Annotated in this window: 16 protein-coding genes; 4 read left to right on the forward strand and 12 right to left on the reverse strand. The window is 65.5% G+C overall.

Annotated features, from left to right (window positions below; translation table 11 throughout):
- Positions 1-133: 133 nt before the first annotated feature.
- The 5 genes from ACVK00_RS01265 to ACVK00_RS01285 form a co-directional block, all read right to left on the reverse strand.
- Entirely contained in the window at positions 134-598 is a 465-nt protein-coding gene (locus ACVK00_RS01265) for an Lrp/AsnC family transcriptional regulator (protein WP_165752777.1), read from the reverse strand.
- Positions 599-699: 101 nt separating this feature from the next.
- Positions 700-1,458 (reverse strand): dimethylarginine dimethylaminohydrolase family protein, encoded by a 759-nt coding sequence (locus ACVK00_RS01270; RefSeq protein ID WP_284893817.1) that lies wholly within the window; start codon positions 1,456-1,458, stop codon positions 700-702.
- 244 nt (positions 1,459-1,702) lie between these two features.
- Positions 1,703-2,956: a DUF1479 domain-containing protein gene (locus tag ACVK00_RS01275; protein WP_284893816.1), complete on the reverse strand. Its 1,254-nt coding sequence runs from the start codon at positions 2,954-2,956 to the stop codon at positions 1,703-1,705.
- A 111-nt stretch (positions 2,957-3,067) separates the two neighbouring features.
- Positions 3,068-3,457, reverse strand: a complete 390-nt coding sequence (locus ACVK00_RS01280; RefSeq protein WP_228909475.1) for a VOC family protein — start codon at positions 3,455-3,457, stop codon at positions 3,068-3,070.
- A gap of 88 nt (positions 3,458-3,545) precedes the next feature.
- Complete coding sequence (locus ACVK00_RS01285; RefSeq protein ID WP_456826940.1) at positions 3,546-4,598, reverse strand: RNA-guided endonuclease InsQ/TnpB family protein; 1,053 nt, start codon at positions 4,596-4,598, stop codon at positions 3,546-3,548.
- 119 nt (positions 4,599-4,717) lie between these two features.
- Here ACVK00_RS01285 and ACVK00_RS01290 point away from each other — a divergent pair, with 119 nt between their 5' ends.
- A complete protein-coding gene (locus ACVK00_RS01290; RefSeq protein ID WP_284893814.1) occupies positions 4,718-5,695 on the forward strand; it encodes an AraC family transcriptional regulator in 978 nt (325 codons plus the stop codon).
- 90 nt (positions 5,696-5,785) lie between these two features.
- Here the strand turns inward: ACVK00_RS01290 and gltA are convergent, their stop codons facing one another.
- The 7 genes from gltA to ACVK00_RS01325 form a co-directional block, all read right to left on the reverse strand.
- Positions 5,786-7,087 (reverse strand): citrate synthase, encoded by a 1,302-nt coding sequence (gltA, locus tag ACVK00_RS01295; RefSeq protein ID WP_011658354.1) that lies wholly within the window; start codon positions 7,085-7,087, stop codon positions 5,786-5,788.
- A gap of 53 nt (positions 7,088-7,140) precedes the next feature.
- Positions 7,141-7,413: an FAD assembly factor SdhE gene (locus ACVK00_RS01300; RefSeq protein ID WP_011658353.1), complete on the reverse strand. Its 273-nt coding sequence runs from the start codon at positions 7,411-7,413 to the stop codon at positions 7,141-7,143.
- 6 nt (positions 7,414-7,419) lie between these two features.
- Positions 7,420-8,121, reverse strand: coding sequence for a succinate dehydrogenase iron-sulfur subunit (locus tag ACVK00_RS01305; protein ID WP_059237255.1), 702 nt, complete (start codon positions 8,119-8,121; stop codon positions 7,420-7,422).
- A gap of 21 nt (positions 8,122-8,142) precedes the next feature.
- Positions 8,143-9,918: a succinate dehydrogenase flavoprotein subunit gene (sdhA, locus tag ACVK00_RS01310; protein ID WP_175667923.1), complete on the reverse strand. Its 1,776-nt coding sequence runs from the start codon at positions 9,916-9,918 to the stop codon at positions 8,143-8,145.
- Positions 9,919-9,921: 3 nt separating this feature from the next.
- Positions 9,922-10,290, reverse strand: coding sequence for a succinate dehydrogenase, hydrophobic membrane anchor protein (gene sdhD / locus ACVK00_RS01315; protein WP_166724943.1), 369 nt, complete (start codon positions 10,288-10,290; stop codon positions 9,922-9,924).
- Between the two features lie 4 nt (positions 10,291-10,294).
- Complete coding sequence (gene sdhC / locus ACVK00_RS01320; RefSeq protein ID WP_006754982.1) at positions 10,295-10,711, reverse strand: succinate dehydrogenase, cytochrome b556 subunit; 417 nt, start codon at positions 10,709-10,711, stop codon at positions 10,295-10,297.
- Positions 10,712-10,880: 169 nt separating this feature from the next.
- Positions 10,881-11,705, reverse strand: coding sequence for a GntR family transcriptional regulator (locus ACVK00_RS01325; RefSeq protein ID WP_011658350.1), 825 nt, complete (start codon positions 11,703-11,705; stop codon positions 10,881-10,883).
- Positions 11,706-11,992: 287 nt separating this feature from the next.
- Here ACVK00_RS01325 and ACVK00_RS01330 point away from each other — a divergent pair, with 287 nt between their 5' ends.
- From ACVK00_RS01330 to ACVK00_RS01340, 3 genes are all read left to right on the forward strand, one after another.
- On the forward strand, positions 11,993-12,979 hold the full coding sequence (locus ACVK00_RS01330; protein ID WP_124659954.1) for a malate dehydrogenase: 987 nt from the start codon (positions 11,993-11,995) through the stop codon (positions 12,977-12,979).
- Between the two features lie 187 nt (positions 12,980-13,166).
- Positions 13,167-14,171 (forward strand): HpcH/HpaI aldolase/citrate lyase family protein, encoded by a 1,005-nt coding sequence (locus ACVK00_RS01335; RefSeq protein ID WP_059689669.1) that lies wholly within the window; start codon positions 13,167-13,169, stop codon positions 14,169-14,171.
- Between the two features lie 223 nt (positions 14,172-14,394).
- Positions 14,395-14,904, forward strand: coding sequence for a hypothetical protein (locus tag ACVK00_RS01340; protein ID WP_175670851.1), 510 nt, complete (start codon positions 14,395-14,397; stop codon positions 14,902-14,904).
- Positions 14,905-14,907 lie beyond the last annotated feature (3 nt).

A 14,907-nucleotide genomic window follows, 5' to 3' on the forward strand; every position in this document is an offset into this window, starting at 1 on the left:
CACCCTGATTGGATTCGGGCCGCTCGAATTGATTCGGAATACCAATCGATCGACCCGGTTATTCGCTTCGAAAACCCGTTCTGCCCGCCGGGCCGCGCGTTCGATGCCGGCGGCCCCGACGCGCGCTGCCGCGTCAGACGATGCTGCGCTTGATCGCCTGCAGCTCGGCGGTCGTCACGATCTTCTCGATCCGGAACCGCGGGCTTTCCAGCCACACGTTCGCGATCCGCCGGTATTCGTCGAGATCCTCGCACGCGAGCCGCACGAGAAAATCGAACGTGCCGCTGACGAGCCAGCAGTCGAGCACGGCCGGATTGGTCCGCATTTCGTCCTCGAACGGCGCCTGAGAACGCCCGTGATCGGCCAGCACGATCTGCGCGATCACGACGATCGGCTTGGTCGCGCGCGGCGCCTTGATCACCGCGCGGTAGCCTTCGATCACGCCGAGCGCCTCGAGCCGCTCCACGCGCGCCTGGCACGGACGCGGCGTGAGGTTCACGAGCTCCGACAGCTTGCGGTACGAAATCCGTCCGTCGGTACGCAGGATGTCGAGGATCCGGAGATCGATCTTGTCGAGCTGCATCTTCTTGTCGGTCATCCGCGTTCGCTCCGGTCGGGTCGTGGCTGGTGCGCGGAACGTCTCCTCCGTTTCCGCGCGGGGGCCACATTATCCGGCCGAAGCGGCCGCGCGCCAATCGGCTAGAACCGCAGCGACAGGCAGGTCAGGCCGCCGTCCATCTTGCGGAACTCGCTCGTGTCGATCACGTGCAGCGGCAGCCCGAGCGAGCCGATCGCATCGTGCACGCGCGGATAGCCGGCCGGCGTGATCAGCGTGCCGTTCACGCGCAGCGTGTTGCCCGCGTATTCGTCGGCGGCCGAGATCGCGATCCGGCGATAGCCGGCGAACGCCGGATGCGCGGCCAGCGCCTCGGTCACGAGCAGCGTGTCGTCGCCGAGCGCGTTGACGACCGACTTCAGGTGCAGGCCCGCGCCGACCGGCACCGCGACGACCGAATAGCCGTAGCGCGACACCAGCGATTCGAACGCGGCGATGCCTTCGGCGTCGGTGCGGCCCGTGAGGCCGATGTAGAAGCGCTTGCCGACCAGCATCACGTCGCCGCCGTCGAGACGGCCTTGCTGCATCGGCAGCAGGTCGCGATGCGCGCCGAGCGCGGCTTCGATGTGCACCGTCTCACCGCGCCGCGCAGGCGCGCCGGGGCGCGTGATCACCGCGAATTCGGGCGTCACGACGGCGACGTCCTCGACGAAATGCGAATCGGGGAACGCGTCGAGCGGCGGCAGCTCGGTCAGCTCGACGCCGAGCCCGCGCAGCGCGTCGCAGTAGGCATGGAACTGCGTGAGCGTCTTGTCGTAGTCGGGCGCGCCGAGCGTGGCGGTGGTAAGACCCGCGCCACAGGACGGCGCGGGACGGCGAACGATCGCTTGCGTGAATTGCATCGACTCCTCCATGGTCACGCTGCCCCGTGCGGCGCACGGGGCAGCTGCGTTGTGTCCGGACCATTATCGGAAGCCAAATTGCGCAATTCGCGTCGATTTCGGGCACGCCTGCAGCCGATCGCGTCGAATTGAACGCGGGATGCAGCCGATTCGGCAGACGGCCGGCGGAAGCGGCGCGATCGACCGATTCCGGGAGCCGGAGCGTCCGATCCGGCCGCTGCGGCCGCTGCGGCCGCTGCATCCGTCATGTAGCGAGCGGCTCGAACCCCATTTGCGCACGGCCAAGCGCCGTGAGGTCGCCCTCGCCGCCCCGTCCGTCGAATTCGACCTCGAAATGATCGGCCGGGAAATCCGGCGGGCTGTCGCCGCGCAGGAACGCGAGCCGCTGGCGCTGCAGGTAGGCGTCGTTCTTCGCGCAGCCGGGCGCGGCCGCGATGTACATCACGTTGCTGTCGCCGCTACCGCGATGCGCATCCTCGACCGCGTGCACGACGTCGCCGTGCCAGAACACGGCATCGCCCGGCTCCATGTGCGGAATCGGCATCAGCGCGTCGAGCAGCAGCGCATGCCATTCGGGCAGGATCGACAGCGCGCGGCCCGGACGCGCGCCGCACAGGTCGTCGTCGGCGACGTCGTCCTGCAGCGCGCGCAGCACGACGTACGCCATCGCGTTCGCAACCGGAATCAACTGCAGCGTGCCATCGCCGGGCCCCTGCGGCGTCAGCGCGGTCCAGCCCTGGAACGTGCGGAACATCGAGCATACGGCCGGCGACGGAATCTCCTCGACATCGGGACGAAACGCGGCGTCGAACGGGTCGTAATCGCGCCAGCGACCGCCCAGCACGTGGCGATAGACCTGCCGGAAATTCGCGCCGAGCCAGCGTTCGACCGAGCCGCCGTCGACATGCGGCGACAGCCCGAGCGACGTGGAGCCCGGGGGCCGGCGGCGGATCCGGTCCGCGTAGGCCGGCATCTGGTCGGGATCGAAATGCGTGCGCTGGCCGTCCGCATGCCGCCACAGGCGGTTCATGAACACGCGGGCCTGTGTGAGTGCCGGCGACTGGCGCGCGGCCACCTGCGGCTTCGACCAGTAGACGCCGTAGATCTGCGGCTTGCCCGACGCGAGATTGCCGAAGTAGCGGTCCTCGGCACGCGCATCCAGCCGCTCGGCGAAGCGGTTGGCATCCAGGTAGGCGCCGATCTCGTCGTTCCAGTCACGGGCCTGCGCCGCGTCGAACACGCCGCGGATCACCGCCGCACCGTGCGTGCGGATCGCGGCGATCGCCTGCGGATCGACGGTGCCGCTCGCGATATCCGCGAACCGCAGCACCGGAATCACGTCATGGCCGTGCGCGTGCGCACGGCGGATCGCGTCGACCTGCCGCGCGATATCGCCCTCCAGTTCGCGGAACGTGGCCGCGTAACCGGGCAGGTCGGCGCGCAGCGCCCTTTTCGCCGTGCGGATCGCGGCCGGCAAATCGTCGATCGTCAGGTGCATCGCTGTCTCCTCGTGGAATCGTGTCGTGACGAGTACTCAGCGTACGGCCGACGCACGGTTGCGATCGACACTATTCGGCCAACAATCGATACAATTCTGACAACCGACTCGCTACTCGGCGCGATGGCAGACCACGCACAGCTTGTTGCCGTCCGGGTCGCGGAAATACGCGCCGTAGTAGTCGCGGTGATAGTGCGGCCGCAGGCCCGGCGGCCCTTCGCAGGTGCCGCCGTGCTGCAGTGCAAGCGCATGGCAGCGATCGACCTGCGCTCGCGTTTGCGCGTCGAACGCGATCGTATGGCCATTGCCCGGTTCCGGCACGCGGCCGTCGAGCGGCCGGCCGAAGAAGAACAACGGCCGGTCGGCGTCGGCCGGCATCCAGCCCGACCAGCCGTCCGGCTCGCTGAATTTCAGACGCAGCCCGAGTTCCGCGAACAGCGGCGCGTAGAAATCGTACGCGCGCGCGGTATCGCGGACGCCCACGCAAACATGTGAAAACATGGCATCGCTCCGTCGTGACGATCGATCACGATCATGCCACGGCGCGGTGCCGCGCTCGACCGGAGGTCGCGTTGACGTCCTCCTCCCCCTAAAGGCGGAGGATTCCCACACCTGGCGATGCACGTCCGCATCGGAGAATGTTCAGCGCAGCGTTGATATCACGATCATGCTCGACACCACAGTCACTGCAGGCCCATTCTCTTATTCGCAGTCCCGCGATACCTTTCGGCCGCGTCGTGCTGTCTTTCGACCCGCACGCCGAACAGGACTGGGTAGAACCGCTTTCGTCGACTTCCTCGAACGTGGCCCCGTGCGCGATCGCCTTGTAACGGAGCTTGTTTCGGAAGGACGACCAGGATGCGTCGTAGACGCTCTTCGCCATCCTGGTTCTGGCGAGCTTCGCGGCCGACACGTTGCCGACCGCGATGTAATCGAAACGCCGCACCAGATCGAGCGCGAGCTTGTGCTGGAAATCGGCACGGGCATTCGCCACTTTGGCGTGCAGCTTCGCGATATGCCGCTTGTGCTTGCGCGCCCGTTGAGCTTTCGCCAGTTTCTCCGCCGCGCGTCGGCCGAATCGGTCATTGGGCAGCTTCTCGCCGGTCGAAAGTGTGGCGAAGTCTTTCAGGCCGAGATCGATGCCAACACCGGAACGGACCGGGCGGCCCTGCACATCGGGCATCTCGATCACGATGTTGAGAAACCAATTGCCGCGTGCATCCTGCGCAAAGTTGGTCCCATCCTTGATCTTGCCTTCGGGAAGCGGTCGGCTGTTGAACACGCGGAACGTGTTGCCGGCGAAACGGAACGCGTCGCCTTCGCGCTTCAGGTCACGGCCCTTCAGCGGCACCCAGCCCAGCGATTTCCTGCCGCGATAGCGCAGGTAGGGCCGACGGTGCTGGCTGCGCGACTTCGCGTACTGCTCACACGTCGCGTTGATCGTGCCGGAGTGGATGCCGAGCGCCTTGCTGCTCCCCGTCGTCAGCACGTTCAGATCGAATCCCGTCGGCCACTTCTTGCTCCACTTGAGCGCGTGCTTCTGCGTGTCATTGCAGAAGTTCCAGACGTAGTTCACCGCACGGCTCTGCTTGTTGAGCAGTCCGTTGAGCGACTTCACGCGGTAGCGGTAGACAAGAATCATGCCGGTGATCCTAACCAGTGGAAGAAGCTGCCTGTCAACAGCACGCCTTTCCTTCCCGCCATCCGCCCCGAAGGAAGTCCCCTTGGGGGAAATGGCGGGGTTTCTCGGAGCAAATCCTGATGAAACCGCAGTACGAGCATGTGGCGTTCGCCCCCGGCTGTTCGATCCGCGTGTACCACCGCCAGCTCGCGCGTATTCCGTTCGAATGGCATCGCCACCCCGAGTACGAACTGACGCTGACACTGAACAGCCGCGGCCGACGCTTCGTCGGCGATCACGTCGCCCGCTACACGGACGACGACCTGGTGCTCGTGCCGCCCAACCTGCCGCATACGTGGTCGTCGAACGCGCGCATCGATCGCGACGCGCCGGAAGTCGCGCTCGTCGTCTGGTTCGACGGCGACTGGGCGCGGCGGGTTGCCGATTGCTGCCCCGAGTACGCGCCGCTGCGCTCGCTGCTGCGGCGCGCGGCGCCCGGCCTCGCTTTCGACGCCGCGACGGCCCGCGCGATGCGCGAGCGACTGCCGCGGTTGCTCGACCCTTCGCCGCGCGTGCGCCTCGCGGCCGCGCTCGACACGCTGGCCGACCTTGCGGAAGCCGGCGGCGACCCGCTCGCCACCGCGCAGGCCTACGAGCGGGCCGACCCGGCAACGTCATCGGCCGACTCGGCCGCGCCCGAAGCCGAGCGCCTCGATCGCGTGCTCGATGCGATCGACCGGCACTTCCACGAGCCGCTGCGCATCGACGCGCTCGCGGCCGTCGCACACATGTCCGAGCGCACGCTGCAGCGGCTGTTCGTGCGGCACCTCGGCGAAAGCGTCGGCCGCTACGTGCAGCGGCTGCGGCTCGCGCATGCGTGCCGCCACCTGGTTGGCACCGACTGGCCGATTGCGACGGTGGCCGCACGCTGCGGCATTCCGAATGCCGCGAACTTCAACCGCCAGTTCCTCGCCGCGCGCGGGATGACGCCCGGCGCTTACCGGCAATTCTTCGCTCAGCACGGCCACGCGCCCGACGCCGACGCGCCGCCGCTCGACACGCGGCCGCCGTCGCTGGATCACCGTAGCGGATCGGGCGAACCTGCGCCGCGCAAATGAAAACACCCCGGCGGGATGACCCACCGGGGTGTCGGGGCGTTGCGATTGCCGGACGCGAGCGGCCTGACGGCCGTTCGCGCCGCGCACGACTTAACGTGCGTTGATCGGCTTCGCTTCGCGCGGCGCGTCGCCGATGAACAGCTGACGCGGACGGCCGATCTTCTGCTCCGGATCCGCAATCATTTCGTTCCACTGTGCGATCCAGCCGACCGTACGTGCCATCGCGAAGATACACGTGAACATCGACGTCGGGATGCCCAGCGCGCGCTGAACGATGCCCGAGTAGAAGTCGACGTTCGGGTACAGCTTGCGCGACACGAAGTATTCGTCTTCCAGCGCGATCTTCTCGAGCTGCATCGCGAGCTTGAACAGCGGGTCGTCGTGCAGGCCCAGTTCGTTCAGCACTTCGTAGCACGTTTCGCGCATCAGCTTCGCACGCGGGTCGTAGTTCTTGTACACGCGGTGGCCGAAGCCCATCAGCTTCACGCCCGAATTCTTGTCCTTCACCTGCTTGATGAATTCGGGGATGTTGTCCGGCGAACCGATCTGCTCGAGCATGTTCAGCGCGGCTTCGTTCGCACCACCGTGCGCCGGGCCCCACAGACACGCGATACCGGCAGCGATACACGCGAACGGGTTCGCGCCCGACGAACCGGCCAGGCGGACCGTCGACGTCGATGCGTTCTGCTCGTGATCAGCGTGCAGGATCAGGATACGGTCGAGTGCGCGGACGAGCACGTCGTTGACCTTGTACTCTTCGCACGGGTTCGAGAACATCATGTGCATGAAGTTCGCGCTGTACGACAGTTCATTCTTCGGATAAACGAACGGCTGGCCGATGCTGAACTTGTACGCCATCGCGACGAGCGTCGGCAGCTTCGCGATCATGCGGATCGCCGATACTTCACGGTGACGCGGATCGTTGATGTCGAGCGAGTCGTGATAGAACGCCGACAGCGCGCCGACGGCCGCCACCAGCACCGCCATCGGGTGCGCGTCGCGACGGAAGCCACGGAAGAAGAAGTGCATCTGCTCGTGCACCATCGTGTGCTTCGTGACGGTGTCGACGAATTCCTTCTTCTGCGCCGCGTTCGGCAGCTCGCCCTTCAGCAGCAGGTAGCAGGTCTCAAGGAAGTCGGCGTTCTGCGCGAGGTTGTCGATCGGGTAGCCGCGGTACAGCAGTTCGCCCTTGTCGCCGTCGATGTACGTGATCGCCGAATTACAAGCTGCCGTCGACATGAAACCCGGGTCGTAAGTGAACTTGCCGGTCTGGCCGTACAGCTTGCGGATGTCGATTACGTCCGGGCCCATCGTGCCCTTGTAGATCGGCATTTCGACGCTCGGCGAGTTGTCGCTGAACGATAGCGTGGCTTTAACATCAGACGGAGTCATGGCACATCCTCAATCGAAATAAAGAAACGGGATTCGATAACGGGCGTAACGCGTTACACGTTGCGCAGCATCTCCAACAGCCTGTGAATTTCCGGGCTGTCTAGGTCGCCCTCTGGTTCCTTGCGCGCGAGGAGCAAGTCCATCAGGTCGTTGTCGCTCAGATCGAGCAGGCGCGACAACGCGCCTACGTCTGCATCGGTGAGGTCATGCTCGTATCTGCTGAAGAAACGCTCGAAGATGATGTCGTTTTCCAGCAGACCCCGCCGCGCGCGCCAGCGGAGGCGCGCGCGACGGTGCGGGTCGGATTGATGCGAATCGTCGCTCATCAAACTTTAAACCGCGCGGCGAACCATCAGTTCCTTGATCTTGCCGATCGCCTTCGTCGGGTTCAGGCCCTTCGGGCAAACGTCGACGCAGTTCATGATCGTGTGGCAACGGAACAGACGGTACGGGTCTTCCAGGTTGTCGAGACGCTCGCCGGTGGCGGTGTCGCGACTATCCGCGATGAAGCGGTAAGCCTGCAGCAGGCCGGCCGGGCCGACGAACTTGTCCGGGTTCCACCAGAAGCTCGGGCACGACGTCGAGCAGCTCGCGCACAGAATGCACTCGTACACGCCGTCGAGCTCGTCGCGTTCTTCCGGCGACTGGAGGCGTTCCTTCTCCGGCGGCGGCGCATCGTTGATCAGGTACGGCTTGATCGAGTGATACTGGTTGAAGAAGTGCGTCATGTCGACGATCAGGTCGCGCACGACGGGCAGGCCCGGCAGCGGGCGCAGCACGATCTTCTGCGGCAGGTCGTTCAGGTTCGTCAGGCACGCGAGACCGTTCTTGCCGTTGATGTTCATCGCGTCCGAACCGCACACGCCTTCACGGCACGAGCGGCGGAACGACAGCGTCTCGTCCAGTGCCTTCAGCTTGACCAGTGCGTCGAGCAGCATGCGCTCATGCTGGATATCGAGCTCGTACGTCTGCATGCGCGGCGCCGCGTCCTTGTCCGGATCGTAGCGGTAGACTTCAAAAATGCGTTTTGCCATTTCGGATTCCTTTGACTCGGCTTAGAACGTGCGCGGCTTCGGCGGCACGGATTCGACCGTCAGCGGCTTCATTTGAACCGGCTTGTAGTCGAGGCGATCGCCTTCGCTGTACCACAGCGTGTGGCGCAGCCAGTTGTCGTCGTCGCGGTGTTCGTAGTCGCTGTGGGCGTGTGCGCCACGGCTTTCCTTACGCGCTTCCGCCGACACCATCGTCGCGCGGGCGACTTCGATCAGGTTCTCCAGCTCGAGCGCTTCGACGCGCGCGGTGTTGAACACCTTCGACTTGTCCTTCAGGTGGATGCTTTCCACGCGTGCCGCGAGGCCGGCCATCTGCTCGACGCCTTCCTTCAGCAGCGCCGACGTGCGGAACACGCCTGCGTGCTTCTGCATCGTCGCGCGGATGTCGTTCGCGACGTCCTGCGTGTATTCGCCCGACGACGACTTCTCGAGCTTCGCCAGGCGCGCCAGCGAGAATTCGCCTGCATCGGCCGGCAGCGGCTTGTGTTCCTTCTGGTTCTTCACATGCTCGACGATGTGGTTGCCGGCCGCACGGCCGAACACCACGAGGTCCAGCAGCGAGTTCGTGCCGAGGCGGTTCGCGCCGTGCACGGACACGCACGAGCATTCGCCCACTGCGTAGAAGCCGTTGACCGGTTCCTTGTGATCGCGCGACGTGCCGACGACCTGACCGTGGATGTTGGTCGGGATGCCGCCCATCTGGTAGTGGATCGTCGGGACGACCGGGATCGGTTCCTTGATCGCATCGACGTTCGCGAACTTCAGCGCGATTTCGCGGATCGACGGCAGACGCTTCATGATCGTCTCGGCGCCGATGTGCGACAGGTCGAGCAGCACGTGGTCCTTGTTCGGACCGACGCCGCGGCCTTCCTTGATTTCCTGGTCCATCGAACGCGACACGAAGTCACGCGGCGCCAGATCCTTCAGCGTCGGCGCGTAGCGTTCCATGAAACGCTCGCCGTTCGCGTTGCGCAGGATACCGCCTTCGCCGCGCACGCCTTCGGTAATCAGCACGCCCGCGCCGGCCACGCCGGTCGGGTGGAACTGCCAGAACTCCATGTCCTGCAGCGCGATGCCCGAACGCGCAGCCATGCCGAGGCCGTCGCCGGTGTTGATGAACGCATTGGTCGACGCCGCGAAGATCCGGCCTGCGCCGCCCGTCGCGAACAGCGTCGTCTTGCCTTCCATGATGTAGACGTCGCCCGTCTCCATCTCGAGGGCCGTCACGCCGAGCACGTCGCCGTCCGCATCGCGGATCAGGTCGAGCGCCATCCATTCGACGAAGAACTGCGTCTTCGCTTCGACGTTCTGCTGGTACAGCGTGTGCAGCAGCGCGTGACCGGTACGGTCGGCGGCCGCGCAAGCGCGCTGGACCGGCTTCTCGCCGTAGTTCGCGGTGTGGCCGCCGAACGGACGCTGGTAGATCGTGCCGTCCGCGTTACGGTCGAACGGCATGCCGAAGTGTTCCAGTTCGTACACGACGTTCGGTGCTTCGCGGCACATGAACTCGATCGCGTCCTGGTCGCCGAGCCAGTCGGAACCCTTGATCGTGTCGTAGAAGTGGAAGTGCCAGTTGTCTTCGCTCATGTTGCCGAGCGACGCGCCGATGCCGCCCTGTGCGGCCACCGTGTGCGAACGGGTCGGGAACACCTTCGACAGCACGCCGACCGACAGGCCCGCGCGCGACAGTTGCAGCGCTGCGCGCAAGCCCGAGCCGCCCGCGCCGACGATCACCACGTCGAACTTGCGGCGCGGCAGGGAAGTTTTGATTGCAGCCATTCTTTACACTCTCCAGAGAATCTGCGCGGCGTAGCCCGCACATGCGAGCAGCCAGACGATGGTCAGCGATTGCAGCAGCAGGCGCACACCGACGGGCTTCACGTAGTCCATCCAGATGTCGCGCACGCCGACCCATGCGTGGTAGAAGAGGGAAAGCAGCGTCACGAAGGTCGCGAGCTTCATCCATTGCGCGGAGAAGATCGACGCCCAGCCTTCGTACGAGAAGTCATGCGCGCCGAAGAACAGGACGAGCAGAATGACCGTGTAGACCGCCATGATCGCGGCGGTGACGCGCTGCGCGAGCCAGTCGCGCAGGCCGTAGTGAGCGCCGACGACGAGGCGCTTCGAGCCGATTCGGTTATTGGCTGCCATTTTCTTAGAATGCTCCGAACAGTTTGAGTGCCATGGCGATCGTCAGCGCGATCGAGACGACAAAGACGACGACTGCCGTCCGCTTGCCGCCTTCCTTCGTGACGGCGTCGTGGTTGACGTCCATCAGCAGGTGGCGAATGCCGGCGCAGAAATGGTGGAAGAACGCCCAGGACAGCGCGAGGACGATCAGCTTGACGACGATGTTGGAGAGGAAAGCCTTGAAGACTTCGAAGCTGAGCTCGGAGGTGAGGCTCTGATCGAAGAGGAACAGCACGAACGGCAGGAACAGGAACAGCAGCGCGCCGCTGACTCGGTGGAGAATCGACAATATCGCAGCCAGAGGCATGCGGTATTTCAACGTGATGTCGCCGATTCCGATGTTCCGGTATTCCGGCCTCGGCTTTCTTACTGCGTCAGTCATGCTAGACCCCTACTATGTTGTCACACTAATCCGCGATTTTAGCGCCTTTTTATATCGCGCTGCAGCGAAAGTCTGCTCTGGATAGTTGCGCGAACACGAACAAAGGCGGCCCAAAACGTGCTTCGCGAGCGTGGGGAACGCGAATGCACCCGGCCTGAGCCGAACATCGTCAACTCAAGTCATTCTGATAGTAGTACCCGGTTGTGACATACCAGCCGCGCCGCACTTCCACCGGCCGGTCACCGTATGTGTAGGACACGCGCTCGACCGACAGCAACGGAAAACCCGCCGGCACGTGCAGCAGGTCGGCCACCGCCGGCTCCGCCGCGACCGCGCGGATCTTCTCCGTCGCGCGGATCATCCGCGTGCCGAACTCCGTCTCGAACATCGCGTAGAGCGGCCCCTTGTACTCGCTCAACCGCTCGAACGTGAGCCCGCGGAACATCGTGCCCGGCAACCAGATCTCGTCGAGCACCGTCACTTCGCTATCGAACTCCAGCAGGCGGCGCACCTGCACGACCGGGTCGGCCGGCTTCAGGTCGAGCTGCCGCGCGATCTCGGCCGGTGCGCGCAGGCGCCGGCACTCGAGCAGCCGGCTCACGTGCGGATGCTCGGCACCGTCGTCGGCCAGCAGCCGCAGGAAGCGGAACTGCGCGCGATCCTCGTTGTGCGTCGCAACAAACGTACCCTTGCCCTGTCGCCGGACCACGAGGTTTTCGGCGGCCAGTTCGTCGATCGCCTTGCGAACGGTGCCCTGGCTGACCTTGTAGCGGGCCGCGAGCTCCACTTCGCTCGGGATGATCTCGCCCGGCTTCCATTCACCGGATTCGAGACTCTGCGTGATCAATGACTTGATCTGCTGGTATAACGGACTGAAGGTCGGGGACGGCGAAGCGGCAGGCGCCGGCGCGGAATCACCCGCGCCCGGCTGCCCTGGGCCGCCTGCGCCGGTTGGATTCGCGTTGTTCGCCTGGTTCGATGTCATGGCGCGCATTTCATCACAAACCGCGCTTTTTCGTCCACTCAAATTCCGCAAAACATCTGTCTTATATAAGACATATGATACCGTTTGACTTTGGGCCAGCCGGCTCCTACACTCCGGGGCGAGCAAGGGTTCGCGGGTGCAAATGCGTCCCCGGCTACGTGCCACGGCCGTCTCCAGGTTCACCGCGTCTGCCATTCGCGAGTCCTCCGCCCTGCTTCAATGCAACGCTACGCGTAACGCGCATAGAATGGCGTTTTGCCTAGCGTCCAACGCTTCACCCGTCCTGGAGATTTTCAATGGCTAAGCCCGCAAAGCGCGTTGCCGTCACCGGCGCCGCAGGTCAAATCGCATACTCCCTGCTGTTCCGCATCGCGAACGGCGACCTGCTCGGCAAGGACCAGCCGGTCATCCTGCAACTGCTCGACCTCCCGCAAGCCCAAGCCGCCGTCAAAGGCGTCGTGATGGAGCTCGACGATTGCGCGTTCCCGCTGCTCGCGGGCGTCGTGATCACCGACGATCCGAAGGTTGCATTCAAGGATGCAGACGTTGCTCTGCTGGTCGGCGCACGTCCGCGCTCGAAGGGCATGGAGCGCAAGGACCTGCTGTCGGCGAACGCCGAGATCTTCACGGTCCAGGGCGCCGCACTGAATGAAGTCGCGAGCCGCGACGTGAAGGTGCTGGTCGTCGGCAACCCGGCGAACACCAACGCGTACATCGCCATGAAGTCGGCACCGGACCTGCCGAAGAAGAACTTCACGGCAATGCTGCGCCTCGACCACAACCGCGCGCTGTCGCAGCTCGCCGCGAAGTCGGGCAAGCCGGTCGCATCGATCGAGAAGCTCGCCGTGTGGGGCAACCACTCGCCGACGATGTACCCCGACTTCCGCTTCGCGACCGTCGAAGGCGAGTCGCTGCTGAAGCTGATCAACGACGACGTGTGGAACCGCGACACGTTCATCCCGACCGTCGGCAAGCGCGGCGCGGCGATCATCGAAGCGCGCGGCCTGTCGTCGGCAGCGTCGGCAGCCAACGCGGCGATCGACCACGTGCGTGACTGGGTCCTCGGCACGAACGGCAAGTGGGTCACGATGGGCATCCCGTCGGACGGCTCGTACGGCATCCCCGAAGACATCATCTACGGCGTGCCGGTCGTGTGCGAAAACGGCGAGTACAAGCGCGTCGAAGGCCTGGAAATCGACGCGTTCTCGCGCGAGAAGATGGACGGCACGCTGGCCGAGCTGCTCGAAGAGCGCGACGGCGTCGCCCACCTGCTGAAGAACTAAGCAGGCTGCATGATGGCCGGGCCGCCTCCGGGCGGGCCGGTCACGGCATGGGCGGCGGGCCTGCAGCCAGCCCCGCCGCCCGATCCGATCCGGGCACGTTTTGCCGCTCCAGGCGCCCCGCGCGCCGGCCCAGAACGCGCCCGAATCCGATGTTCTCCACGTTGCCCGCTTCCTGGACGTAGAAGAGATGTCCGCGCTCACTCCTGCACAAGTGCTGTACGACGGGGCGTCCCCGCCCGCGATCCTGCCCTGCTGCGATCACTACGCGGGCAGCGAGAAGCTGATGCGCAAGTCGCTCGCGCTCCAGGCCGAACTCGGCCCCGTGTTCGACATCACGCTCGACTGCGAGGACGGCGCGGCCGTCGGCCAGGAAGCCGCGCATGCGCAGCTCGTCGCCGAGTTCCTCGGCAGCGCCGAAAACCGCTTCGGGCGGGTCGGCGTCCGCATCCACGACTTTTCCCATCCCCACTGGCGCGACGACGTGCGCATCGTGCTGCGGGCCGCGCGCGCACCGGCCTACGTCACGCTGCCGAAGATCGCGAGCGCCGCCGACGCGGCCGAGATGGTCGCGTTCATCGAAGGCACGCGCCGCGAGCTCGGCCTCGCGCAGCCGATTCCCGTCGACGTGCTGGTCGAGACGCACGGCGCGCTCGCGCAGGCGGCCGCCCTCGCCGCGCTGCCGCTGGTCGGCACGCTGAGCTTCGGGCTGATGGACTTCGTGTCCGCCCATCACGGCGCGATTCCCGATGCGGCGATGCGCTCGCCCGGCCAGTTCGACCACCCGCTCGTGCGCCGCGCGAAGCTGGAAATCGCCGCGGCGTGCCACGCGCACGGCAAGACACCGTCACACAATGTGACAACCGAGGTGCGCGACATGGCCGTCGTCGCCGGCGACGCGCGCCGCGCGCGCGACGAGTTCGCGTTCACGCGGATGTGGAGCATCCACCCCGCGCAGATCCGCCCGATCGTCGACGCATTCGCGCCGCGCACCGATGAAGTCGCACTGGCCGCGGAGATCCTGCTGGCCGCGCAGGCCGCCGACTGGGGCCCGACACGCCACGGCGATACGCTGCATGACCGCGCGAGCTACCGCTATTACTGGTCGGTGCTGCGCCGCGCGCGGGCGACCGGCCAGCCGGTGCCGGCCGAGGCCGCGCCGCTGTTCGGCCCGGCCGCCGGAGACGCGCGGTGAGCGCGCGCCGACACACGAATTTCATCGAATCGCCGGGGTGTGAACCCGACACAGGTTTGCGAAACGACAAAAAACGTAACGGAGCCCGAAAACCTGAAATATGCGCGGCCAAATAGGTGAAAATAGCGGCCGCTGCGCGCTTCCGGGGCGCGTGCAGTTTCAAACCGGCCGGCGGTTTCGATTGCCGGCCCTTGTCAACTGATAATCGAAAGGTTCTGACTCCATGAAGAAACTCCTGATCGCTACCGCCATCGGCGCGTTGTCCGCCACGATGCTGGTGTCGGCTCCGAGCGCGTTCGCCCAGGGTACGGCGACGACCGCGAAGAAGACGGCCAAGCGCCCGGCGCCGGCCAAGCGCATCATCCCGCGCAGCAAGAAGGCGCAGGCACGCGCGGCTGCCAAGGTCGACACGGTACCGGAAGGCGCGGTCAAGTGGTCCTGTAAGGAAGGTCTGTCGTTCGACCTCGCCGGCGACATGAAGCGCGACCAGCTCGTCACGGTTCACTGGGCGAAGAGGAACTACAAGCTGCCGCGCGAAGCCACGACGACGGGCGCCGACACCTTCTACGATCCGGCAGCCGGCCTCAAGCTGGTCGTGATCCCGAGCAAGGCGATGCTGTTCTCCGACGCAAACGGCGGCGAGCGCCTCGCGGACGAATGCGTGACGCCGGAAATGGCGCAAGGCACCGCGGCACCGACGCAGTCGAACGAGCTGAAGCCGGCAACGAACTAAGCG

The sequence above is a fragment of the Burkholderia sp. PvR073 genome (assembly GCF_054055695.1).